Consider the following 23,951-nt stretch of genomic DNA (forward strand, 5'->3'; position numbering starts at 1 on the left):
TCTCCGTATTAATCTGTGCTGATGTTCGTTTTATTTGCTGTTAAAGGTGTCAAATGCCAAATTTCATCGCTGTATTGGCCAATTGTTCTATCACTTGAAAATACGCCACTTGCTGCCGTATTTAAGATACTCATTTGTGTCCAGTGTTGTTGGTTTTGATAAGCGCCCTCTACATCACGCTGCGCTTTAACAAAGCTCTCGAAGTCATGAGCGACTAACCAAGGATCATGCGGGCTTTTAATCGCGCCGATAATGTCATCAAACAAGCCTGGTTCAAATAAGTTAAAGTGCCCACTTTCAAGTAGTTGCATTACATTAAGTAAATCAGGTGTAGAGTGAATGATATGCAAAGGGTTATAGTTTTGCTTAATAGATTCTATTTCTTGTGCTTTGGCACCAAATAAGAAAAAGTTATCTTGGCCCACCGCATCCCTGATTTCGATATTAGCACCATCTAAGGTACCTATCGTCAATGCACCATTCATCATGAACTTCATATTGCCTGTTCCTGATGCTTCTTTACCTGCAGTTGATATTTGTTCCGATAAATCCGTTGCAGGACAAATAGTTTCCATTGCAGTCACATTATAATTAGGTAAAAACGCAACACGTAAATAAGGTTGGGCTAGTGGGTCTTTGTTAATGACTTCTGCCACATTATTTATTAACTTAATAATGCGTTTTGCCATGTAGTAACCCGGTGCAGCTTTACCACCTAACAGTACACAACGAGGTACTAAGTTGTCAGTATCGCCGCGGCGGATGCGGTCATAAAGGTGAATCACATGCAGTACGTTTAATAGTTGACGCTTGTACTCATGTATTCGCTTTACTTGTACATCAAACAACATATGTTTATCAAATTCAACATCACAGCGTTCTTTGACTAAATCAACTAAGCGCTGTTTGTTTTCAAGCTTTACTTGCTGCCATTGCGTATGAAATTGTTCATCATCAAAGTAACGACGTAATTGACTAATTTGAGCGAATTCCCCCACCCACTCAGACCCAATTTTGTCACTAATAAGCTGGGTCAATTTGGGATTGCAATGAGCAAGCCAACGCCTTGGTGTTACCCCATTGGTTTTATTATTAAATTTTTCAGGCCACAACTCGAAGAATGATTTAAACAACCCTTCTTTTAACAGCTCTGTATGTAACGCGGCGACACCATTAACAGAATAACTGCCTACGATAGCTAAATACGCCATGCGAATTTGCGGCTCAGGGCCTTCTTCAATAAGTGAAAGTGCTTGTTGTTTAGCTACATCCCCTGGCCATGCTTGCGCCACTTGAGCTAGAAAACGGGCATTTATTTCATAAATGATTTCTAAAATGCGCGGTAATAAGCGAGAAAATAACGATACTGACCATTTTTCAAGCGCTTCAGGTAATAATGTATGATTTGTATACGCCATTGTGGCAGTTGTGATTTGCCATGCTTTATCCCAATCGAGCTCATACTCATCAATGAGTAAGCGCATTAGCTCGGCAACAGCAATACTTGGGTGTGTGTCATTAAGCTGAAAAACATGATAATCAGCAAAATCACTAAAGTCTTCGCCATGCTGTGATACCCAGCTAGCAATGGTGTCTTGTAGGCTCGCAGACGACAAGAAGTATTGTTGGCGTAACCTTAGTTCCTTACCATTTTCACTACTGTCATTAGGGTACAATACCATTGTAATTTGTTCGGCTAGATTTTTATGGGCAACAGCTTCAGAATAACTACCGGCATTGAACTCACTTAAATCAAATTCGTCGGTGGCCTCTGATTTCCATAAACGTAAGGTATTTACGATATCATTTTTATAGCCTGGAATAGGAACGTCATAAGGAACTGCAAGTACATCATGTGTATTTAACCATTGACGGTGTTCACGACCATTTTTATCTGTGTAACACTCAACGTGACCAAAGAATTTTACCCGTTTAGATTGCTCTGGCGCGCTTAACTCCCAAGGATGCCCTTCGCGAAGCCAGTTATCCGGTTGCTCTACTTGGTGGCCGTTTTCAATGGCTTGATTGAACATACCGTACTCATAACGTATACCATAACCTACAACGGGTAATGCAAGGCTTGCGCAGCTATCTAAAAAACAAGCAGCTAGGCGCCCTAATCCGCCATTACCTAACCCCGCATCATGCTCTGCTTGGGCGACATCTTCAATATTAGTACAATATTGTTGCAGTGCTTGGCTAACTTGGTCGTCTAAATCTAGATTTAAAATTGCATTGCCCATTGCTCGGCCCATTAAAAACTCAAGCGAGATGTAAGCTGTTTTACGACGCTTTTCACTGTTCATTTGCTGTTTGGTAGCACGACACCGAGCAACTAACCGATCGCGAATAGTAAACGCCAGTGCGTTGTATAAATACAACTGAGACTTGCCCACTTTGTCACGCCCCAAAGTGTAGTAAAAGTGCCGCGATAAATCGTCTTCCAATGTACTTTCATCAATCAAAGGAGCATCTTGCCAACCCTTTGCAACACATATTTGTTCACTGTTCTTAGCCATGACCTTCGCCTTCTAAATTAGCTGAAAATACCCAACTGCTATGCGCAGCAACTTCAAATTGTTTTGTGTCTTTTAAAACACCTGCTTCAACGCTTGTTATGTTTAGCTGCCAATCACCTTCTTCGGCTTCTGGCAGCGTACAATCTACCGTTACGTCACTTGCATTTAATATAATTAATAATGCAGATTTTAATTGTTCGTCGTGCAAGCTATACATCAAAAATTGCTTACTGCCATCATGCCAATCATCCTCTTGCATTGGCATGCCCAGTTCATTAAACCAATGCACTGCGAATCGTTTATCTGTGTCATGTAAAAATTCGCGGTGTTTAAATACGCAATGTTGTTTACGTAACCGTAAAACGTCATCAATGAAGCGTGTTAGCGGGTGTCGACGTTGAGAGCCTTTCCAAGCAAGCCAACTCGTGCGATTATTTTGACAATAAGCGTTATTGTTACCCCCTTGCGAATGGCCCATTTCACTGCCGGATGCAAGCATTGGCACGCCTTTCGACAATAATAATGTGAGCAACATATTTTTTTGCTGTTGCAGACGAACAGCAGTAATTTTTGGGTCATTACTAAATCCTTCAACACCACAATTGAAGGAATAATTAGCGCTGTGCCCATCTCTATTTTGCTCACCATTGGCTTCATTATGTTTTTCTTCATAACTGACCGAGTCCGCAAGCGTAAAACCATCATGGCTTGTAATAAAATTGATGCTATTAAGCGGGCCTCTTAAATTATGATCAAACAAATCGCATGAGCCATGTAATCGCTTAGCTAATTTAGGTAACATGTTTTGCTCACCACACCAAAAACGCCTTACAACATCACGGTATTTGTCATTCCACTCACGCCACGGTGCAGGAAACGCGCCCAATTGGTAACCACCTGGGCCAATATCCCATGGCTCTGCAATCAGTTTAACTTTTGATAAAACAGGGTCTTGATTAATTGCTTGTAAGAATGTGTGTTGCTGGTTAAAACCGTGTGCGGTTCTAGCTAAAATTGAAGCTAAGTCGAATCTAAAGCCATCAACCCCCATAATTTCTACCCAATAACGTAAGCTATCTAGGACCATTTTTAAGCTATATGGATTGTCAATATCGAGTGTGTTGCCGCAGCCTGTATCATTAATGTAGACTTTAGGATCTCCTTCAACAGCGCGATAGTAACCAGGATTATTTAACCCGCGCCATGATAACAAGGGGCCGTCAATTCCAGCTTCAGCAGTGTGGTTATAAACCACATCAAGTATGACTTCGATCCCAGCATTGTGAAGTTTTGAGACCATTTGTTGAAATTCAGCTATTTCATCATCAACAAGGTAATCTTTATGGGGGGTGAAAAAGTTTAACGTGTTGTAGCCCCAGTAGTTTTGTAAGCCTTTTCCAGTTAAAAATTGTTCACTGATAAAACTATGCACTGGTAACAATTCAAGTGTTGTCACACCAAGATCTCGCAAATGTTCAATAAATACAGCGTGGCTTAACCCTAAATATTTACCTCTTAAATGCTCTGGTATACTAGGGTGGCGCGCAGTTGCCCCTTTAACATGGCATTCATATATGACCGTTTTGCCCCAGTTATGATTCGGTTTAACACCTTGATAAGGTTGTAGCTGTGTCACTTTTGACTTTGGCATATCAATGGCATTATTCACGGCACTTAATGTACCAATGGGCATTTGACTGTAATGACGTTCACTCCAAGTGAATTCACCAAATAAGTCTTTTGCATATGGGTCTATTAAAAGTTTTTGACTATTAAAATGCAGGCCTTTACTAGGCTGATACTCACCTTCCGCTCGATACCCATATAACGTACCGACAGGCAGTGGGCTAATAAATAAGCTCCACACTCCACCTTCATTTTTGTTCATCGCTAATTTAAGCACTTCGGTATGCCCGCTAGCATCAAATAAGCAGAGATACAATTGCTTTGCCAATGGGGCATAAACAGCAAAGTTGACGCCATTATCTTTGATTGACGCACCTAAAGAGGTAATTTCCCCTTGGCTTAACTCAATTGATAGACTCATTGCACACCTTTTTCAGATAAACTGTCGCAAGCGGTGGTAACGTTATTAATACACTGTTTTGATGACCATGGCTCGGCGATGCTTCTGTTGCAATTAAACCATCACTCACCTTAACCCCGGAGCCAAAAAGTAACTCATCATCCGTATTAAGCACCACTTCAAAATGCCCATTTGACGGCACACCTATTTGATACCCCTGGTAAACATTCGGTGTTAAGTTACACACCACCACCACATAATCTGACGCTTTTTTAGCATAACGAACGAAACTAAAAATACTTTGTTGTGCGTTTTGATTATCAATCCAACTGAAACCCGCTGGTTCTGAATCTAATTCATACAAAGCAGGTGTAGACGTATAAACTTCGTTTAATGTTTTAACAGTGTTTTGAATACCATTGTGGCTTTGGTGCTCTAACAGGTGCCAATCAAGGGATTGGTCGTGGTTCCATTCTTTGCGCTGTGCAAACTCTCCGCCCATAAAGAGTAACTTTTTACCCGGGTGTGCCCACATAAAGGCATAATATGCGCGTAAATTTGCAAATTGCTGCCAATCATCTCCTGGCATTTTTTCAATTAATGAGCCTTTGCCATGCACCACTTCGTCATGACTTAACGGTAAAATGTAGTTTTCACTAAATGCATAGACCATAGAAAATGTCATTTCATGGTGATGATGCTGTCTATAGAGTGGGTCTCGTTGCATATAATGCAAACTGTCATTCATCCAGCCCATATTCCACTTATAACCAAAACCTAAACCATCATGATCCAATTGGCGGGTCACTCCTGGCCACGCAGTTGACTCTTCTGCAACCATCATAATACCGGGGTTATTTGCATAACTACGCAGGTTAACTTGCTTTAAACATTCGATTGCACCAAGGTTTTCTCTGCCACCATAACAATTAGGTACCCACTGTCCCTCTTCACGGCTGTAGTCTAGGTATAACATCGAGGCAACAGCATCAACACGCAAACCATCTATAGCAAATTCCTCAAGCCAAAACATCGCGTTTGCAACTAAGAAGCTGCGTACTTCAGGCCTATCATAATTATAAATATACGTGTTCCAATCAGGGTGAAACCCTTGTCTTGCATCTGCGTGTTCGTATAGGTGCGTGCCATCGAAACAATGTAACCCGTGCGGATCACTTGGGAAGTGTCCCGGAACCCAGTCAACTAACAACCCAATATTTTCTTCGTGACAGCGTTGCACGAAATATCTGAAGTCATCAACACTGCCAAAACGACTTGTTGGCGAAAATAGACCAACTGGTTGATAACCCCAAGAACCGTCAAACGGATACTCACTTATCGGCATTAATTGAATGTGAGTAAACCCCGTTTCTTTAACATAAGAGATGAGGTGTTCAGCAAATTCAGTATAGTTTAAGTAGCAATTATCAATCTTTCGTTGCCAAGAACCTAAATGAACTTCATAAATGCTGATGGGTGCATCAATAGCATTTCGCTTCGCTTTTTGCTTTAGCATTTTATCAGTTAACTTGATGGCACCTAATTGGGGTTGCAATACAGAAGCGGTACCGGGCGCTTGTTGCATTTTAAATGCAAATGGATCGGCTTTTTCGAGTACATCGCCACTCGTTGTTGTAATAGCAAACTTATAGCACTGCCCTGCTGTAAGAGCTGGAATAAAAATATCCCATACCCCTGAACCTGGGTTAAAACGCATAAAGTGATGATTTCGCTGCCAGTGATTAAATTCGCCAATGACTGAAACACTGTTTGCATTTGGGGCCCATACACTAAAGCGAACTCCATCAGTCTCATTAAGAGTAATAAAATGAGCGCCTAAATGACGATACGCATGCTCAAGCGTACCTTCATTAAATAAATACATTGCATGCGTATCTAAGGCACTTGGAAAATTGTATATATCACGCTGCGAAACGGTGCAATCAGAGTATTTAATAACTAGTTCGTAGTCATCGCTCAGTACAGAATTAAGGTGTGCAATAAATAGATCCGAATCCATATATCGAGAACAATTAATTACTGTGCCTTTTGATTTAACACTGACGCTTTTGGCTGCGGGTAAAAAACAACGGATACATTGCTTACCGTTTGAATCAGTATGTACACCTAGAAAACTAAATGGGTCTTTAAAACAACCACGCTCTAACGCAGATACTTGCTGATTATACTGATCGGATACTGATTTAATTTGAACAGAACTGTTCATTTAATACGTCCTTATTGAATTTATTTCACTAAGCAAATTAGCATGTTGTTTTAGTATTTCTGTACATGGCTTAGAAAGCACTCTTCGCCAATTGGGGTACTCTTTATCTGTACCGGGGATATTCACAGAGAGTATTTGCTGATCCAAGTCATCTAATTGAATTGCGAAAAGTTGAGCTGGTGACTGTGCTAGACTTAATGTCAATGCGGTATATATATCTTTAGTTTGCGTATTAAGCGTATAGCCATGATGACCACTTTGCTCTAAAAATCGTAACATTCGTTGTTTTTCAACTTGACGGACTTCTAAATCTTTCACTTGTTGCGGTTCATCTATTAATTGATATTGAACCTTTAAATTTATATCGCGGCCTTCCCACCAAGCGAAAAATGGAGGGACATCATGATTAGCAATCATTAATAAACAATGGGGGTCAAACGCGTCGGCAGGTAAAAACTCATCATATTGATCTTTCTCAAAGTAAAATAAGCTATTTGAAAAAATTGCTTTCTCTGCCAGCGCTTTTTTTACCTCCTGAGGTACAACCCCTAAGTCTTCACCAATCACAATACATTCATTCAAGTGCGATTCGATGGTTACAATTGCCAGTAAGTATTCAAACGGGTAATACACATAACACCCTTCTTGTTGTCCATTAATCTCGAAGCACCACCATAATCTACGTATGGCCATTACATGATCAATACGCAATCCACCCACATCTTCCATGTTAGATTTAATGAGTGCACGGTAAAATGCGAAATTATTGTCACCTACTTTAACTGGGTTCAGAGCAGGTAAGCCCCAGTTTTGGCCTTGCTCAGCCCACGGATCTGGCGGAGCACCTACATGTGCATTTTTAGCAAATAGCTGCTGCTGGGTTGAAAACTCACCACCATCGCCGGCACATCCTACGGCTAAATCATTGATTAAACCAATTGCCATCCCGCTGTCTCTCGCTACGTTTTGACATTGCTTTAACTGAGTATGCGCTTGCCATTGTAGATAGTAAGCAAACTCGGAATCTTGTTGTTCAAGGGTTGCCAGCGTTGTGCGGTGTTCTTGGCAAAAGAGTGCGTATTGAGCTTTTCGCTCATCACTTCCATCAGCTATAAACTTGTTATGCAGACATTTAAGTAGTTGGTATTTGTATTGAGAAACCAAGGTATAATCAATATATTGACTATCGGTATTAAAGTGTTCAGATTCTTTAAGAAGTTGATTCAACGAAGCGTTAGCATGTGCATCTTCGCTAAGTGACACCGCAATATATAATGGATTAAGTAAAGCACGATTGTTTGGACTGTAAGGGCTTGCTCTTTCGGGTTCGTCTACAAAAAGTAAATGCAATGGATTAAGCAATATATAATCAAGTTGCAAAGCAGCACTGTGGCAAGTCAATTCCATTAAATCGGCAAAATCACCAATCCCTAACCCTGCTTTATTTTTTAAGCTATATAGCTGTATTGATAGGCCTGTGCGTTTTTTATCAGGAATTTGATAACTTTGTTTAGGGGTTGCCCAAATTTCAGTCAAGACTGTTTTGCTATTAATAGAAACTTTAGCATCATGATAACCAACAGGGAGTTTAGGCAAGCAAACTTGCAACTCAACATAAACGACATCATTAAACGTATAATTTCCAGTACACTCAAGAGTGTGTAAATCAGAAACTATTGGCTCAATATCTAAACTTTCAAAAGAAATAGTGCAAGTATGATGTATTAGCCGTTTATCAACCCTCACTTTTAAAGCTGGTGCATCGCTTTGAACAAGGCTGCAACTAGGCACATATTCTAGCCATTTTGCAGCATCCAATGAGATATTTAAATGCTCTATTTGCTGAAGGTTTTCAGTATCTACGCCACAACAGCGAAGTGCCGCTGAACGTGTATCGTGTTCAAAAAATACCTGTTCCCCAGTATATTTTGTGTATTCGTAACCAATACCATGCAGATAAAACAACTGCGAAAGTAAATCCATTATATTACCTTATACACGTTGAGTATTTACAATGCTGTTTTCAGTACCGTAATTATTAGCAGCGTAACCATCTGCTTGATGATCGTTATCCCAAATAGTACCGTCTATAAGGTATCTAAAGTGAAATTGTTGATTATTAGGTAAGCGTTGTTTTAATTTAAAACAACGCTGCTTCTTATTAAATTTCATTGCAACAGGCTGCCAATCTGTAAATTCAGCAACAAGTTGCACATCTTGTGCGTCAGGGTGACTAAATTCGAACGTTACTTCAGCTTCTTCTTTGGTTTTAAAAAAACGTTTACTCAACATAGCGGGCTCCAGCTAAACTTTATGTTTATTTATCCTTGCCACCGTGCCAGTTCAACTACTCAACATATGCCGGGGGGTGTTTATAAGTTAATCAAACTTATATTTATGCTTTATGACAGTGCATTAAAAAATCCACCGCACAAGTATGGTGCAAAATAGCTCTATATGAGGCTATCTTTTACGTTAAATTGAAAACTGCAAGAACTAAACCATAGTTCACTTATCAAACAACTAACAGTAAACAAAATAGATAACATATAAAGATTCGTAAAGTGAAATAAACTAAATTTGAAACAAGCGAAAAATTCAACAAACACAGTAGATTAAGTACTCTAATTCTTAAAATCATGTTTTTTTAATACCGTGCTTGTGAAAAGTTTGTCTCTTGAACTCACACACTATATACTGAAAAAAAGTACCAACTCCCTTCGCTATAATCATAATAAAATAGGGGGTCATAATGGCTTAATAGAATGACTAAATTTTTTCGTGTAATCAGTATTGCTTTAATTACTTTAATTGTCTTTTGTTACGGCTTAAATATTTTGCTGACAAAACAAGTTAATAGTATTAATCCAAAACAGTCGAATGTCGCTATTCGAACGTTTCCCATAGCGCAAACTCATTTAGAAATACCCTCTTGGTATAACCCTGTATTAAGTGGACACAGTCTAATATCAACCAACGAGCATGATTATTTACTGATAAAAATTACGGATGCTGAATTTGTTACTGTGCAATATTCGTCATTATTAGTGGCCACGCTTCTTTCTCCAGCCAACCTTATTATTTTAATTTTGATGGGCTTTTGGTTAACTTGGTATTTGGGGAGTCTACAGCGCGCTCGCCGTGAACAAAAAGTAATCGAACAATTAAACATTCAAACCGATAAATTATTAAGTTCGTTTAAAATTCAGTTACCGTCTTTAGAAATTATTAATCCTGTGACTCGGTTAAGTCAGGGTTTATCGGCCTTAAACACACATATCGCAACATATACCAGAGAAACACAAACTAGTATTAGCCAGGATAAACTAACACAGTTAATTGACCGTCATGCTTACATTGAACATCTTGACCGACAATTAAATAGTGCCGAACTTGAAAATATGCACTGTGCCTTGCTGTTTATTGATTTAGATGGCTTTAAACAAGTTAATGATTCTTTTGGCCATAGCTTTGGTGATGAAGTTTTAATCCAAGTTGCTGAGCGACTTGCAAGCGTTTTACGTAATCACAAACTAAATGATATTAATCCAACCAGTATGCTAGAGCAAAACTTAGCGCGTTTGGGGGGAGATGAATTTTCTATTTTTATCAATAACATTGATAGTGAAAGTAAGACATTAGACGTTGCGCAAAATGTATTGAGTGAAATAGAACGTGATTTTGTTTTAGGTAATAAACTGATAAAAATAAGTGCTAGCGTGGGTGTGGCAGTCTACCCTGACAGTGCATCTACTCCTCATGCTTTATTGCAAATGGCTGATGTTGCAATGTATAGAGCAAAAACTGACGGGCGTGGAATTTTTAAAGTTTACTCACCTGAAATGGGTAATAAGATGCGCCGCTATCACTACCTTCTTGAAGAGTTGCGATTAGCTATTGCGTGTCAAAACTTTCACCTTTCATTTCAGCCAATCGTTCATGTTGAAGATTGTGCCATAGACTATTTCGAAGCATTGGTTCGCTGGGATCATCCGGTTGAAGGAATGATATCTCCCGTTGAATTCATTCCTATTGCTGAAGAGTCTAACCTCATATTAGAGCTCGGTGATTGGATTATGCTTGAATCATGTAGACAAATGTCAGCTTGGCATAATGCAGGTATGCGTAAAGTAAAAATCTCAGTCAATGTCTCGGGAATTCAACTAAAACACCGACCACTGCATGACTGGGTAATGCAAAAACTTGATAAAACAGGCTTACCACCTTCTGCACTTATGCTCGAAATAACTGAATCAACACTGATTACGGCTAGCAATAGCATAATCAGAGAATTAGAAAAACTCAGAACAAAAGGTGTCACTATCGCTATTGATGACTTTGGCACCGGATTTAGTTCTTTAAGTACATTGGCTGATTTACCTATCGATGTTTTAAAAATAGATAGGCTCTTTATTGCTCAAGCAAATGAAAATCCTAAATATAATGAAATTTTAAATTCAATCAGCGAACTAGGTACTAAATTAGGGCTGAAGATAGTGGCTGAAGGTGTTGAAGAACTCGCACAATTTGACCTTGTCAAGCGCTTAGGGATCAGCAGTGTGCAAGGGTATTTAGTCAGCCGACCAGAATCGTCGATTAATGTAGGCAACAAAGTTTTACAAGGTAACGTTAACCACGTAGCTGCTACAGGCACGGGGGTATGGCAAATTGAATCAAATGGTTAAGCCTCCAAGTAGTAATTATTAGCTAAATACAGCATAATAGCGGGATATTACTATCTTTTTATAAAACCAATGCTCAAAAAAAGTTTCTTGTCTCTCATCATATTTGCCGTACTGATAACAGCTATTACTATTGGTTCATCTATCTATACCCTTTACAGTAAAAAGAAACTTACTGTAGATGCGCGTCTTAAAGAAATATCCGGTATCGAATTTGATAAATCCAATCAACTTTGGGCCATCAATGATGGTGGCGATGATGCAAAACTTTACCGCCTAAGTGAAGATGGCTCTATCTCAAAAGAAGTACTTGTTACCAACGCTAAAAATATTGACTGGGAAGACATCACCCAAAATGACTTTGGCCATTTTTTCTTAGGTGATTTTGGCAATAACAAACAAGAGCGTCGATGGCTGACTATTTATAAAATTGAAAACCCCATTGATATAAAAGGTAACTCTACACAAGCAGAAATTATTAAATTTACCTATCCTGAACTCAATGACCAACCAGTTGCTCCTAATAAACGAAATTATGACTTAGAGGCTTTTGTTGCATTTGGCAGACATTTATACCTTTTTACAAAAAACAGAACTAAACCATTTGATGGCATAACCAATGTATATAAAGTGGGCGACCATGCTGCTAACTTTGATGCACAATTAATTGATTCATTTCAAACGTGTACCACAATGGAAAAGTTGTGCTGGATAACATCGGCAGCTTTAAGCCCAAACCGAAAAAAACTCGTCTTACTCGACTCAACTAGTATCTGGCTATTCGAAAACTTTGAAGGTGATAAATTTTTCTCTGGTGACGTATCTCAAATTGACTTAGGAATTGTGACTCAAAAAGAAGCCATAACCTTTTACGATGAAAATACGCTAGTATTTACCGATGAGGAATTTAAGGGTATAGGAGGTAATGCCTATGTCATTAAGCTGGATGAGACAACAAAAAAGGTAATTAAAAAATCACCTCTTCAGTTAAAATAAATCAATATCAGATTGTTTTTCTTTGGTATCTATCAAATTTTTTGTGACTAATTCATCATAAAAACATAATTGGTCACGCCCATTTCGTTTAGCGTAATAAAGTGCTTTATCCGCATTTTCTACAACAGAAATAGGAAAGTCATAGGGGCTGATCCTAGATAAGCCAATACTCAAAGATAGGTTTGAGACGAATGGAAATTTTGTATTTCTCACTAAATCTAAAAATGTATTTAACTTAGCGTGGATAAAATCATAATTTGTTGGTTCAAATACCAATACAAACTCCTCTCCCCCAAATCGAAATATTAAATCTGATGAACGAAAATAGCTTTTCATTTTTTGTGCTAACACTAATAAAACTTCATCGCCACAGACGTGGCCGTATTCATCATTGACTTGCTTAAAGTGATCAATATCAACAATCGCGAGCCAGGAGGAGGAACCTGAGTGTTTAGAGCGTTTTTCATCTGTTTTGATGTTCTGATGCTGCTTCGCCATTTGCTTTTCTATCAGTAGCTTGATCTTCTTATCAAACGTTTGACGATTCAACAGCCCTGTCAGTTTATCCGTTTCACTTTCATGTAAAATTGCTAAGTAATTTTCAAAGATGCGACAAAAAGCATTCAGCAACACTTGATCTTCACTTTCTAAATGTTCCGATAAAATAGCAATAACAGCAACGGGTTTATCACGCACATTGATAGGAAGCCACCGACGTTCTTTATTGTTATCTGATTTAACAGTGATAATGCAGGAAGAACTGATACATGAAACTAGTTCAGCATCGGGCTCTTTTATGACATCTTTATCTTGCCAAATAAAATCATTTTGAGATAAAAATTTTAAAGAAGCGCTTCGTTCAATCCGCAATTCTCCAGCAACTTCTAAATCTTTATATATCGATATTTCTTCGCACTTAACGAACTCTTGAATCGTTGAGATTATCGTATACTCAAGAGAGTCTACATCTTTGTTTTTCGTTATCTTAATAATTGAATTTAGTAAACCGACTTGCATAAGCCCTCAAAAGCCAAATCTTTGTGTAAGAACACTATTTGACACTAATATTATTAAGCTTTAATTATACTAATAACAGTACCTATAAAAGCTATTCACACTAAATTTAATGAATATTTTAAACTTAGTATAGTGATTAATTTACTATTACACTAACGATTAAATTTAGTTTCTAAAATAACTGAAGACGTTGTTCGCTCAACGCCATCTAAATTACCAATATCATCAAGTAAATGACTTAACTTTTCTAAGTTTTGTGCCTGTACGACTGCAATTAAATCAAATTCACCACTTATTGCATATAACTGTGAAATAGCATCAATTTGCTTAAGCTCTAAATTTGTTTTCGTAGTTAGCTTTTGCTTCACTTTAATTGACACATGTGCCGCAACCATTGCATTGAGATACGCTTCACCATAATCAACACTGTAGCCTTTGATAACTCCTGTTTCTTCTAACTTAAGCATTCTACTTTGTACAGTTGAACGGGATAAATTCAGCGCTCTTGCTAAATCAGAAATACTTGCACGGGCGTTTGTTCTTAAAATTGCAAGTAGCTTTTCATCTTGCTTTCCTATCACTTTGCTAACCCTAATCGTTAATATGACTTTTATTATAGTCATTTTTAACAATTTAGCACTGCAAATTTAACTAACGAAGCTAGATAATAGATAAATAACAATGAAATACTGCTTATAGCAGTTAAAAGATAGTTAGTTACACGTTTATTTATTTTCTTATTCGCTATTTAAGGTGCGTCAAATGCAAGTTTCTCGAGATTTATTCAACGATGTCATGGTTCCAAATTATAACCCTTCTTCAGTAATTCCTGTGCGTGGAGAAGGCTCTCGTGTTTGGGACCAAACAGGAAAAGAGTTTATCGATTTTGCAGGTGGAATTGCGGTTAACTGTCTCGGGCATTGCCACCCTGCACTTGTTAATGCGCTTAAAGAACAAGGCGATAAAATTTGGCACTTATCAAATGTAATGACCAATGAGCCAGCTTTACGTTTAGCAAAAAAAATTACTGATGCAACATTTGCTGATAAAGTCTATTTTGCTAACTCTGGCGCAGAAGCAAATGAAGCAGCTCTTAAACTTGCTCGTCGTTTTGCACTGGATGTTCACGGTGAAGACAAAACACAAATTATTGCTTTTAACAAAGGTTTCCATGGTCGCACTTTCTTTACAGTGACTGTAGGTGGTCAGGTTGCCTATTCAGATGGCTTTGGCCCTAAACCTGCGGCTATCGATCATTGTGACTATAATGACCTTGCTGCTTTTGAACAGCTAATTAGTGATAAAACCTGTGCTGTAATGATGGAGCCTCTGCAAGGTGAAGGCGGTATTATTTCCCCAACTAATGAGTTTATCAAAGGCGTCCGTGCCCTGTGTGATAAACACAACGCATTACTAATATTTGATGAAGTACAAACAGGCGTAGGTCGTACGGGCTCTCTATACGCTTATCAAGATTTAGGTGTTACACCCGATATTTTAACAACAGCAAAAGCACTCGGCGGTGGTTTTCCAATTGGTGCCATGATAACCACAACAGAAATTGCAGCTCACCTTAAAATAGGTACTCATGGTTCAACATACGGTGGCAATCCTTTGGCATGCGCCGTTGCTGAAGCTGCATTTGATACAATAAATAATCCAGACGTTTTGGCAGGCGTTAAAGAGCGTGAACAATTATTCCGTGACGGTTTTGCTGCAATTAACGAAAAGTATGATGTGTTTAGTGAAATTCGCGGTAAAGGACTTTTATTAGGCGCTGTTCTTAACAGTAAGTTTGAAGGGCGCGCTCGTGACTTTTTAATAGCAAGTACTGAACAAGGGCTTATGAGTTTAGTAGCAGGCACAAATGTAATCCGCTTCACACCCTCATTAGTAATACCGCTTGAGGATATAAAAGAAGGCCTTTCGCGTTTTGAAAAAGCCGTAGCTGATGTAGTAAACGGTTAATTTAATTTAGCGCTCTTTATTTAAAGAGCGCTAATGGAGCTTTAATAAATGCATGTATTACGCCCTATCAAGAACACTGATTTTGAAGCGTTAAAACAAATCGCTATTGAATCTGGTCATGGTTTCACATCGCTACCCGTTGACGATACATTGTTACTTGAAAAAATTGCCCGCGCAGAAAGTAGCTTTTCTAAAGACATTAGCCAACCGCTTGATGAGAGCTATTTGTTTGTCCTTGAGGACACCAACACTGGAGAGGTCATTGGTACAACAGCTATTGAAGCTGCTGTGGGTCTTAATGTTCCTCTGTATCATTACCATTTAGGTAAAACAGTCCATCACTCACCTACTTTAAAAGTCTATAACACAGTCGATATCCTGAGTATGTGTAATGACTACACCGGTTGCTCTGAAATCTGTACGTTATTCTTACGTGAAGATAGTCGTAAAGGGCTAGCTGGACGTTTCTTATCTCGTTCACGTTTTCTATTTATGGCACAGCACAGTGAACGCTTTGCTGACACAATTATCGCCGAAATGCGTGGGGTGAGCGATGAAAACGGCCATTCTCCATTTTGGCAGTGGTTAGAAGAGCATTTTTTTAGTATCGAATTTCCACAAGCAGATCATTTAGTTGGTTTAGGGGATAAGGTTTTTATCAGCGAACTAATGCCTAAATACCCTATCTATGCGAATTTACTCAGCAAAAAAGCGCAAGACGTGATTGGTAAAGTGCATGATAAAACTAAACCTGCACTTAAATTACTAGAAAAAGAAGGGTTTGAACACAGAGGTTACGTCGACCTGTTTGATGCAGGCCCTACGGTAGAAGCAAAGCTTGGTAATATTCGCAGTGTAAGGGATTCAATTGTATGTCCAATTTCTATCGGCGAGCTTGATTATGTAGATGAACAAAGCTCTGATACGTTGGCAATTTGCAATCAAGGAGTAGCAGATTTTAGAGCCACGTTTACCAAACATGCGCATTATAATCATGCTAAGCATACATTAATCGTAAGTAAAGACGTTGCACACGCCCTTGAACTAAAACAAGGCGACGCGGCGAGATTTTTTCGCCTGTAAACAAAGTAGGAATTCTATGAGTCTTGAATCACAAAACAATCAACTGATAAACAACCAATGGCAAATAGGTCTAGGTCATAGCTTCAGCTCAATAAACCCAAGTAATGGTGAAGTACTATGGCAAGGCTTAAGCGCAACGCCAGAGCAAGTTGACAACGCAATTAAAGCTGCACGTGACGCTCAGGTTAATTGGGCTGATACGCCGCTTGCTGAACGCATTAGCATACTTGAAAATTTTGCCTCTTTGTTAAAAAAACACAGTGAAGAATTCGCCACCATTATTGCAAAAGAAACAGGCAAGCCCATTTGGGAAACACGCACTGAAGTGGGTGCTATGACGGGTAAGGTGGCTATTTCAGTTAAAGCCTATAACGAACGTACGGGCACCACTGAAAACCCCATGCCAGGTGCTAAAGCCTTCATTCGCCATAAACCTCATGGTGTTGTGGCAATATTTGGCCCGTACAACTTCCCTGGCCACTTACCTAATGGCCATATTGTACCAGCAATTTTAGCGGGTAATACGGTGGTGTTTAAGCCTTCTGAACTGACTCCTTATGTTGCACAATTTACACTTGAATTGTGGCTGAAAGCGGGCTTACCTGCTGGCGTAATTAATTTGGTTCAAGGTGAAGTCGAAACAGGTAAAGCACTTGCCAGTCATCAAGATATTGATGGGTTATTCTTCACCGGTAGCTCAAACACCGGGCATCTATTGCATAAGCAGTTTGCAGGCCATCCGGGGAAAATTCTTGCACTTGAAATGGGGGGGAATAACCCATTAATCGTCAAAGATGTTGCTGATGTAAATGCAGCTGTTCACGATATTATCCAGTCAGGTTTTATAACGTCGGGTCAACGATGTACTTGTGCACGCAGGCTATTCATTGAAAATGGATCAAATGGTGATGCTATTTTAGCTAAGCTTATTAGCGCAACGAAGGACATTGTTGTCGATGAAAGTTTTGCTGAGCCTCAACCATTTATGGGCGCAATGATCAGCGAGCAAGCTGCTTTAGGCATGGTTTCAGCACAACAAGCTTTAATTGATTTAGGTGCAAACTCATTAGTTGAATTAACACACTTGAAAGCAGGCACTGGATTTGTAAGCCCAGGTATTATTGATGTCACCGACATTAGCAATATACCAGACGAAGAGCACTTTGGCCCACTGATAAAAGTATATCGCTATGACGATTTTGATACTGCGATAGCAAAAGCAAACAACACCTCATTTGGCTTATCTGCAGGCTTATTAAGCGATTCACACGCTGACTATCAACACTTTTTAAAACGTATTCGTGCCGGTATTGTTAACTGGAACCGACCTATCACTGGCGCTTCAAGTGCTGCGCCTTTTGGTGGTATAGGTGCAAGTGGTAACCACAGAGCAAGCGCATATTATGCAGCTGATTATTGCGCATACCCTGTTGCATCCGTGGAAGCTGAACAGGTTAATTTACCTTCGACCCTTGCGCCGGGCTTAATCATCGAATAATTAGCAGACGCTATACTCAAAAAATTAAGGAATTATAATGCACACAAACGTAAATACATTATTTGAAAACTTATGGCAAAACTATTTAGCTGTTACTCCATCAGCCGTAAAAGTTCATGAGTTACTTGGCTCGACTCAAAAAGATGACATCCTAAATGATCACATTGCACTGCGCACTTTTAACCATGAAAAAATTGGCCTTGAAAAATTAGCAGCTCATTTTTTAGCGTTAGGATATAAAGAATGTGGCGAGTACCATTTTGAAGCTAAAAAACTTTATGCAAAACATTATGAGCATCCAGATACGACCCAGCCAAAAGTGTTTATTTCTGAGTTGCTAGTAGAAAAATGCTCACCAGAGCTACAGGCTATCGTGAGTGACATGGTTAACAGCATTGATGAAAGTGCTGTCACGGCTGAGAACTTCTTATATTCAGGTACACACTGGCAAGTAACCTCTGATACCTATAAAAAACTACTTGCAGAAAGTGAATACGCTGCATGGATGTCTGCCTGGGGTTACCGTGCAAACCATTTTACAGTTAGCATTAATGAACTTGCCCAGTTTGATAATATTGAAGCCGTAAATACAGCACTTAAAGATGCTGGATTTGCATTAAATACTTCTGGTGGCGAAGTAAAAGGCTCTCCTGAGGTATTACTTGAACAATCATCAACACTAGCTGATGACTTTGCAGTTCAGTTTAGTGACACAAAAATGAGTGTACCAAGCTGTTTTTATGAGTTTGCCCTTCGTTATAACAAACCAGATGGTGAGCTCTATACTGGTTTCGTTGCAGCTTCGGCAGATAAGATATTTGAAAGCACGAACGCACGTTAATACAGCACATAAATAGCGACATAAAGAAACCTCACTAATTTAGTGAGGTTTTTTATGCATAAATCAATTTTAAAACGTTGGGTTAAATAACAGTTATAAGAATAAAGGGATATAGTTATTTTCAATCACTTAAAAGATAACTCACCAATAGAACAGCCAAAACTCAGTCATGCCCCGTAAGCCTTAAATAGGGTGGCACTAATTAAGATAGTCTTTTACATAAAAATCAGATGGTTAAGAGATTAACCTAAAATCATCAATCGATATTTTATCGACTAACAGCAAATGCAGTTGTTCTCTCATACTAAGCTGCGTTGCAACCCAAAAAAATTATAAACCAGCCCTTTATAATATCAGCAGCTAATAAGCCCCATGGCAGCACTTCTATTATATTTGCAAGTTCGGTTAATGGCGACTCAACTGCATGAAACAGATCTTTAGAGTGACCTTATAGCTCCCAAGTAAGTCACAAAACACACCAGTATTTCTGTAATCAATTATAATTAAAACAGCAGTATGTTTTGTGCACATTTTGTTCATGTATTGCTATATAGAGTTCAGTTGATAAAGTTGGCTGAAAATAGTGCGGTTCATATCTGAAAATGCTTTGCGCGATTCACTTGAAACAAAACCTAAATCACGTTGTGAGTAATATGCTTTATCAATTAATAGGGTTTACTGACATTTTTGCTTAAAAACTAGCACTTGATATTTTTATCCCCATTAAACATCTAAATCATAAGTAGGTTTATTTTATATACTATAGATTAGCTAATATTAAACCAAAGCGACGTTTTCAACGTATTAATAAAAAAGGAGGAATCATGAAAAACGAAATTGAAGGTAAACAAATTTTAGCTGTTTATGAGCAAATCATTCAACACGGCGAGAATACGCAAGAAGGTAAGCTTTACATGGGGTTAACTGCTTATTCTGATATTGATGGGTATACTATTTATCTTAAAGGCAGTGGCGTGCTATTGCGCTTTGGTTTTCATAACACATATCACCTAGATTATGAGCACGATAAACACAAAGATGACTTTCTCAAAAAGCTATCAAACATACTGGCAAATGTTTAGGAGGTAAAGTGCCTAGAGTACAGCGAAGACAACGTCCAACATCGCGCAGACATTCCCTTTTTATCAATCAAGTTGTTGATAACTTAAAAGCTGATCCTAGTAAGCTCAGCATTATTCGCAATAATCTTGATGAGTACAGGCAACAACAATTTTTAAAACGTGGTTTTTTATTAGCTATAGAACGGTTTGACTGGGTATTTGAAGCAAGTAATGATGTTAACCAGATTTGTGAACAAATATTGGCTGACGATTATATAGGCAATAGGTTAAGGCGCTACCCTCTTTTATTTAAAGGTGTGGTCAATTAAATACACATTCAACGTACCTAACAAGTAAGCCATCGTTTATAGGTGATACCTCAGCCTAAAAATGGTAAATTGCGGCAATTTTTATAATTTTGAGTAATTTGCTATGTCTAAAGCAGTTGACACTGCAAACTCAACGGAAACAAAAAAAGAATCGGGCTTATTTAACCGATTTTTATCTACTGTTGAGTTTTTGGGGAATATGTTGCCCCACCCTATCACTTTATTTGCGATGTTTTGTGTGGCGATCATCGTCTTCAGCGGTATAGCCGATTGGTTTGGCTTAAGCGCTATAGACCCTCGTCCGGTTGGTTCTGCAGGGCGCGATCCTGATGGGGTTATTGAGGTTGTAAGTTTATTAAGCGCCGAAGGTCTGCAGCGTATCGTCACAGGTTTAGTGACTAACTTTACAAGTTTTGCTCCACTGGGCACCGTACTCGTTGCATTACTTGGCGTGAGTGTTGCTGAACATTCAGGCCTTTTATCTGCAGCAATGCGTGGCATGGTGATGGGCGCCTCTAAGCGATTAGTTACATTTATGGTGGTCTTTGCTGCCATATTGTCAAATACAGCATCTGAGCTTGGCTATGTTGTATTAATACCACTAGCCGCAATGATTTTCCATAGCCTAGGCCGCCACCCTCTTGCTGGCTTAGCTGCCGCGTTTGCTGGTGTATCGGGTGGTTACAGTGCAAACTTATTACTCGGAACTATCGATCCACTTCTTGCCGGTATTACCACTCCAGCCGCACAAATGATTGACCCTACATATCAAGTAGGCGCTGAGGCCAACTGGTATTTTATGATGATATCGGTATTGCTTATTGCGCTTTTAGGCACCTTTGTTACTGAAAAAATTGTCGAACCACGTCTAGGAAAATATAACCCTGATGACGCCAGCGCCGATTTAGCTGATAACAATATAGAAGGATTAACTGCATTAGAAAAAACAGGCTTGAAGTGGGCTGGGGTCTCTTTACTTTTAGTTTCTCTTTTATTGGCGTGGACTATAGTACCGGCTGATGGCATTTTACGTAACCCAGAGACGGGCCTTGTTGCGCACTCTCCGTTTTTAAAAGGCATTGTGGTCTTTATATTCGTTACGTTTGGTATCCCAGGTTTTGTTTATGGTCGTGTGGTCGGTACCATGAAGAACGATAAAGATGTCATTGATGCTATGAGTAAGAGCATGAGTTCAATGGGTATGTACATTGTGCTTGTATTCTTTGCTGCGCAGTTTGTTGCATTCTTCAAATGGACAAATCTAGGTACTATTTTGGCAATTAATGGCGCAGCGCTACTTCAAGCACTTAATTTGACTGGCCCTGAGGTGTTTGTATTGTTTATTTTCATGTGCGCGCTTGTCAACTTGAGCCTAGGCTCTTCCTCTGCTCAGTGGGCTGTTACCGCACCTATATTTGTTCCAATGCTAATGTTGATCGGTTACGCGCCAGAAACAATTCAAGCGGCATACAGAATTGGAGACTCGGTAACTAACTTAATTACGCCTATGATGAGTTACTTTGGCCTCATCCTCGCTGTTGCAACTAAATATAAAAAGGACATGGGTATTGGTACACTTGTTGCCACAATGCTGCCTTATAGCATGTTCTTCTTTGTTGGTTGGGTTGTACTGTTTTATTTATGGGTCTTTGTTTTAGGGTTACCCGTTGGCCCTGGCTCTCCTATTTATTACACGCCTTAATACCAGTGAAAGAATACCAGCTTAGGCTGGTATTCTTTATTGTTTAAAACAATAAACCTATTACACTTACTTTATTCAAACCTTATTAATTTTAGTATGCCTTCGTATTTATTAATAACGCTATGTATATTTTCGCTGTTATCATCAAACACATTTGCAAACGCAAAAAAAGATCTTGAATCAGCCTTTGCAAGCTCTCTTATTTTAACTAACGGTGAAAGTATCTCGTTAGGGTATGGTAATTTTGATCCAAATATACTCATCGACCCACATCAAAATAACCTAGATGTAGATGAAGCTTTAGCCTTAAGGCATCAGCTAACCTTATATAGCCTCCCTTTTGACTTTAATCTCAACGATCCAATCAGTGGCTATAAAAGTACCTTTCGTACTAAAGTGAATTATTTAGAGCAAAAGCACAATGTTGACATATTTGATAATGAGCAATCCGATCTGAGTACAGAGAAAATGTTGAGTGTAAGTTTGGGTGCCAGTATTGAAAAGCCAATCAGTAGTAATTGGCTTTATAGAACACGTATTAATGCCCATTTAATGCATTACACAAATGATTACGTGTATAACAGTCGGCAAAGCAAGCAGCAACTAAAACCGATTACTGATGGAATTTACAGTAATATCAGCAGTCGTGCTCTTATTATCAACCCCAGCGCCTCATTCGTTTATAAGCACCCTAGAAACTGGGGTCATTACGAATACAAACTAAAATTTGAATACTATTATGGTTGGGCACTTTCACAACCTCAATCACTTAAATCTATCAATCCAGAAAGCTGGCAAATAAATAACGCTATAAAAGCAAATTTTAATATGTTTTCTTTTTTTGATTTAACACAGTCATTTTATGTTAAAGCACAACGAGTTGATTTAGGTGCTGATGCCATTGCACCGCTTGGTACGAATCATTTCTACGAATTTGGTTTTGGTTTTTTATGGGATGTATCCAATTGGACTGACTGGTTTGATGATGTTGGCGTTGGCGTGAACATACACAATGGCAGTGCGTTAAATGGTGGCACCATCGTGATTTATTTCAATGAAATTTAAAAAATAGCTAATTGTATTCATATTGCAAATAAGGGTTGTTACACTGTGCAGATAAATATTATTAATAAAATGGACTTTACTAATGAAAAATGTACTTTTTCTTTTATGCCTTTTTAGCTCAAACGCATTTGCCCTCGAGCTACAAAAGTACCCCATAGTGTTAGAATCGCCGCTTGGTGAACAAGTGACGATTGTCGAAAATGCCGATAAAACACAGGCTTTGGTCAAAGTTATTGGCGTAAACCACCCCATTGATGAAGTGGTGTTTTTAACTGATCTACTCCCACATGGTAGTATTCAAGCGTATAAATACACCTACGATGGACAGCAGCGTGCGTTGGTTACCCGTGAGCAAGGTTACAGCTGTTGTAGTTATTCGTTATATTTACCAGATACCAATAAAGCTATCTATTTATCTGAATTAAAAGACAAACGTAATAAAGCGATCAGTGAAGACATATACGCTCAATACAAAATGCAATTAGAAAAAGGTGTTCAATCTAAGTTTGCATTATTTAATAGAGAACGAGCAATTGAAAACCTCGCATCGGCTTTAACTGATGCCGATAAAGCACTAGCTTCGCACTGTGGCCAAAATATTAAAACGAAGGTTAACTGGCATGAGTTGGATAATAGCACCTTGCAAACCTATGCTGTAGGCGCCTATTGTGCTCAGGTGGCAAATGTATTAGTAAAGCAATGTCAAAACTCTGCATTATTTAAAGCAAAAATAAAACCATTCAAATCTGTTGATTGTACCTTTAGCGACGAGCTGAAACTTCGTCACACTCAAAATACAATTAACTTCAAAACAGCCCCAAAAGAGCCAAATCAGATTCAGTTTGTGGAGGCTTACTTTAGGAATTTATAAGAACTTCAATTAATAAAAACGAGCCTAAAGGGCTCGTTTTTATTTGCTTTATTTATAACTAACCTG

General features: G+C 38.8%; 18 protein-coding genes. 11 read left to right on the top strand and 7 right to left on the bottom strand.

The annotated features are described in order from the left end of the window. Positions 1-8: 8 nt before the first annotated feature. The 5 genes from C7Y70_RS05220 to C7Y70_RS05240 are packed head-to-tail and all read right to left on the bottom strand — an operon-like array spanning position 9 to position 9,064. Positions 9-2,519: a glycogen/starch/alpha-glucan phosphorylase gene (locus tag C7Y70_RS05220; protein ID WP_135473635.1), complete on the bottom strand. Its 2,511-nt coding sequence runs from the start codon at positions 2,517-2,519 to the stop codon at positions 9-11. Continuing rightward, a complete protein-coding gene (glgX, locus tag C7Y70_RS05225) occupies positions 2,512-4,566 on the bottom strand; it encodes a glycogen debranching protein GlgX (protein WP_135473636.1) in 2,055 nt (684 codons plus the stop codon). The genes C7Y70_RS05220 and glgX overlap by 8 nt, the downstream gene beginning before the upstream one ends. Then, a complete protein-coding gene (gene glgB, locus C7Y70_RS05230; RefSeq protein WP_135473637.1) occupies positions 4,550-6,772 on the bottom strand; it encodes a 1,4-alpha-glucan branching protein GlgB in 2,223 nt (740 codons plus the stop codon). The genes glgX and glgB overlap by 17 nt, the downstream gene beginning before the upstream one ends. Further along, entirely contained in the window at positions 6,773-8,755 is a 1,983-nt protein-coding gene (gene malQ / locus C7Y70_RS05235) for a 4-alpha-glucanotransferase (protein ID WP_135473638.1), read from the bottom strand. It lies immediately after the preceding gene. 9 nt (positions 8,756-8,764) lie between these two features. Next, entirely contained in the window at positions 8,765-9,064 is a 300-nt protein-coding gene (locus tag C7Y70_RS05240) for an isoamylase early set domain-containing protein (protein WP_099293511.1), read from the bottom strand. A 473-nt stretch (positions 9,065-9,537) separates the two neighbouring features. Between C7Y70_RS05240 and C7Y70_RS05245 the strand changes: the two genes are divergently transcribed. Then, positions 9,538-11,457, top strand: a complete 1,920-nt coding sequence (locus C7Y70_RS05245; protein ID WP_099293513.1) for a bifunctional diguanylate cyclase/phosphodiesterase — start codon at positions 9,538-9,540, stop codon at positions 11,455-11,457. A gap of 69 nt (positions 11,458-11,526) precedes the next feature. After that, a complete protein-coding gene (locus C7Y70_RS20490; protein WP_167850792.1) occupies positions 11,527-12,450 on the top strand; it encodes a hypothetical protein in 924 nt (307 codons plus the stop codon). On the opposite strand, the gene C7Y70_RS05255 is transcribed toward C7Y70_RS20490, so the two are convergent. Beyond that, positions 12,442-13,467 carry a GGDEF domain-containing protein gene (locus C7Y70_RS05255; RefSeq protein ID WP_135473639.1) on the bottom strand — a complete coding sequence of 342 codons (1,026 nt, stop codon included), beginning with the start codon at positions 13,465-13,467 and terminating at the stop codon, positions 12,442-12,444. The genes C7Y70_RS20490 and C7Y70_RS05255 overlap by 9 nt on opposite strands. A 152-nt stretch (positions 13,468-13,619) precedes the next feature. After that, entirely contained in the window at positions 13,620-14,048 is a 429-nt protein-coding gene (locus C7Y70_RS05260) for an Lrp/AsnC family transcriptional regulator (protein WP_099293519.1), read from the bottom strand. A gap of 181 nt (positions 14,049-14,229) precedes the next feature. On the opposite strand from C7Y70_RS05260, the gene C7Y70_RS05265 reads away from it, so the two are divergent. The 9 genes from C7Y70_RS05265 to C7Y70_RS05305 all read left to right on the top strand — a co-directional run bounded on the left by C7Y70_RS05265 (position 14,230) and on the right by C7Y70_RS05305 (position 23,885). Next, positions 14,230-15,435, top strand: a complete 1,206-nt coding sequence (locus C7Y70_RS05265; RefSeq protein ID WP_135473640.1) for an aspartate aminotransferase family protein — start codon at positions 14,230-14,232, stop codon at positions 15,433-15,435. A 48-nt stretch (positions 15,436-15,483) separates the two neighbouring features. Then, positions 15,484-16,518, top strand: coding sequence for an arginine N-succinyltransferase (gene astA / locus C7Y70_RS05270; RefSeq protein WP_099293523.1), 1,035 nt, complete (start codon positions 15,484-15,486; stop codon positions 16,516-16,518). A gap of 16 nt (positions 16,519-16,534) precedes the next feature. After that, positions 16,535-18,016 carry a succinylglutamate-semialdehyde dehydrogenase gene (gene astD, locus C7Y70_RS05275; protein ID WP_135473641.1) on the top strand — a complete coding sequence of 494 codons (1,482 nt, stop codon included), beginning with the start codon at positions 16,535-16,537 and terminating at the stop codon, positions 18,014-18,016. A 37-nt stretch (positions 18,017-18,053) separates the two neighbouring features. Then, complete coding sequence (locus C7Y70_RS05280; RefSeq protein WP_099293527.1) at positions 18,054-18,857, top strand: DUF1338 domain-containing protein; 804 nt, start codon at positions 18,054-18,056, stop codon at positions 18,855-18,857. An 824-nt stretch (positions 18,858-19,681) separates the two neighbouring features. After that, positions 19,682-19,939 (top strand): DUF3081 domain-containing protein, encoded by a 258-nt coding sequence (locus C7Y70_RS05285; protein WP_135473642.1) that lies wholly within the window; start codon positions 19,682-19,684, stop codon positions 19,937-19,939. Between the two features lie 8 nt (positions 19,940-19,947). After that, positions 19,948-20,247: a hypothetical protein gene (locus C7Y70_RS05290; RefSeq protein WP_099293535.1), complete on the top strand. Its 300-nt coding sequence runs from the start codon at positions 19,948-19,950 to the stop codon at positions 20,245-20,247. A gap of 103 nt (positions 20,248-20,350) precedes the next feature. Then, positions 20,351-21,949: an AbgT family transporter gene (locus tag C7Y70_RS05295; protein WP_099293536.1), complete on the top strand. Its 1,599-nt coding sequence runs from the start codon at positions 20,351-20,353 to the stop codon at positions 21,947-21,949. 96 nt (positions 21,950-22,045) lie between these two features. Then, positions 22,046-23,014 carry a Solitary outer membrane autotransporter beta-barrel domain gene (locus tag C7Y70_RS05300; RefSeq protein WP_135473643.1) on the top strand — a complete coding sequence of 323 codons (969 nt, stop codon included), beginning with the start codon at positions 22,046-22,048 and terminating at the stop codon, positions 23,012-23,014. Between the two features lie 82 nt (positions 23,015-23,096). Next, a complete protein-coding gene (locus C7Y70_RS05305) occupies positions 23,097-23,885 on the top strand; it encodes a hypothetical protein (RefSeq protein WP_135473644.1) in 789 nt (262 codons plus the stop codon). Positions 23,886-23,951 lie beyond the last annotated feature (66 nt).

The sequence above is a fragment of the Pseudoalteromonas sp. KS88 genome (assembly GCF_004766475.1).
Taxonomy (GTDB): Bacteria; Pseudomonadota; Gammaproteobacteria; order Enterobacterales; family Alteromonadaceae; genus Pseudoalteromonas.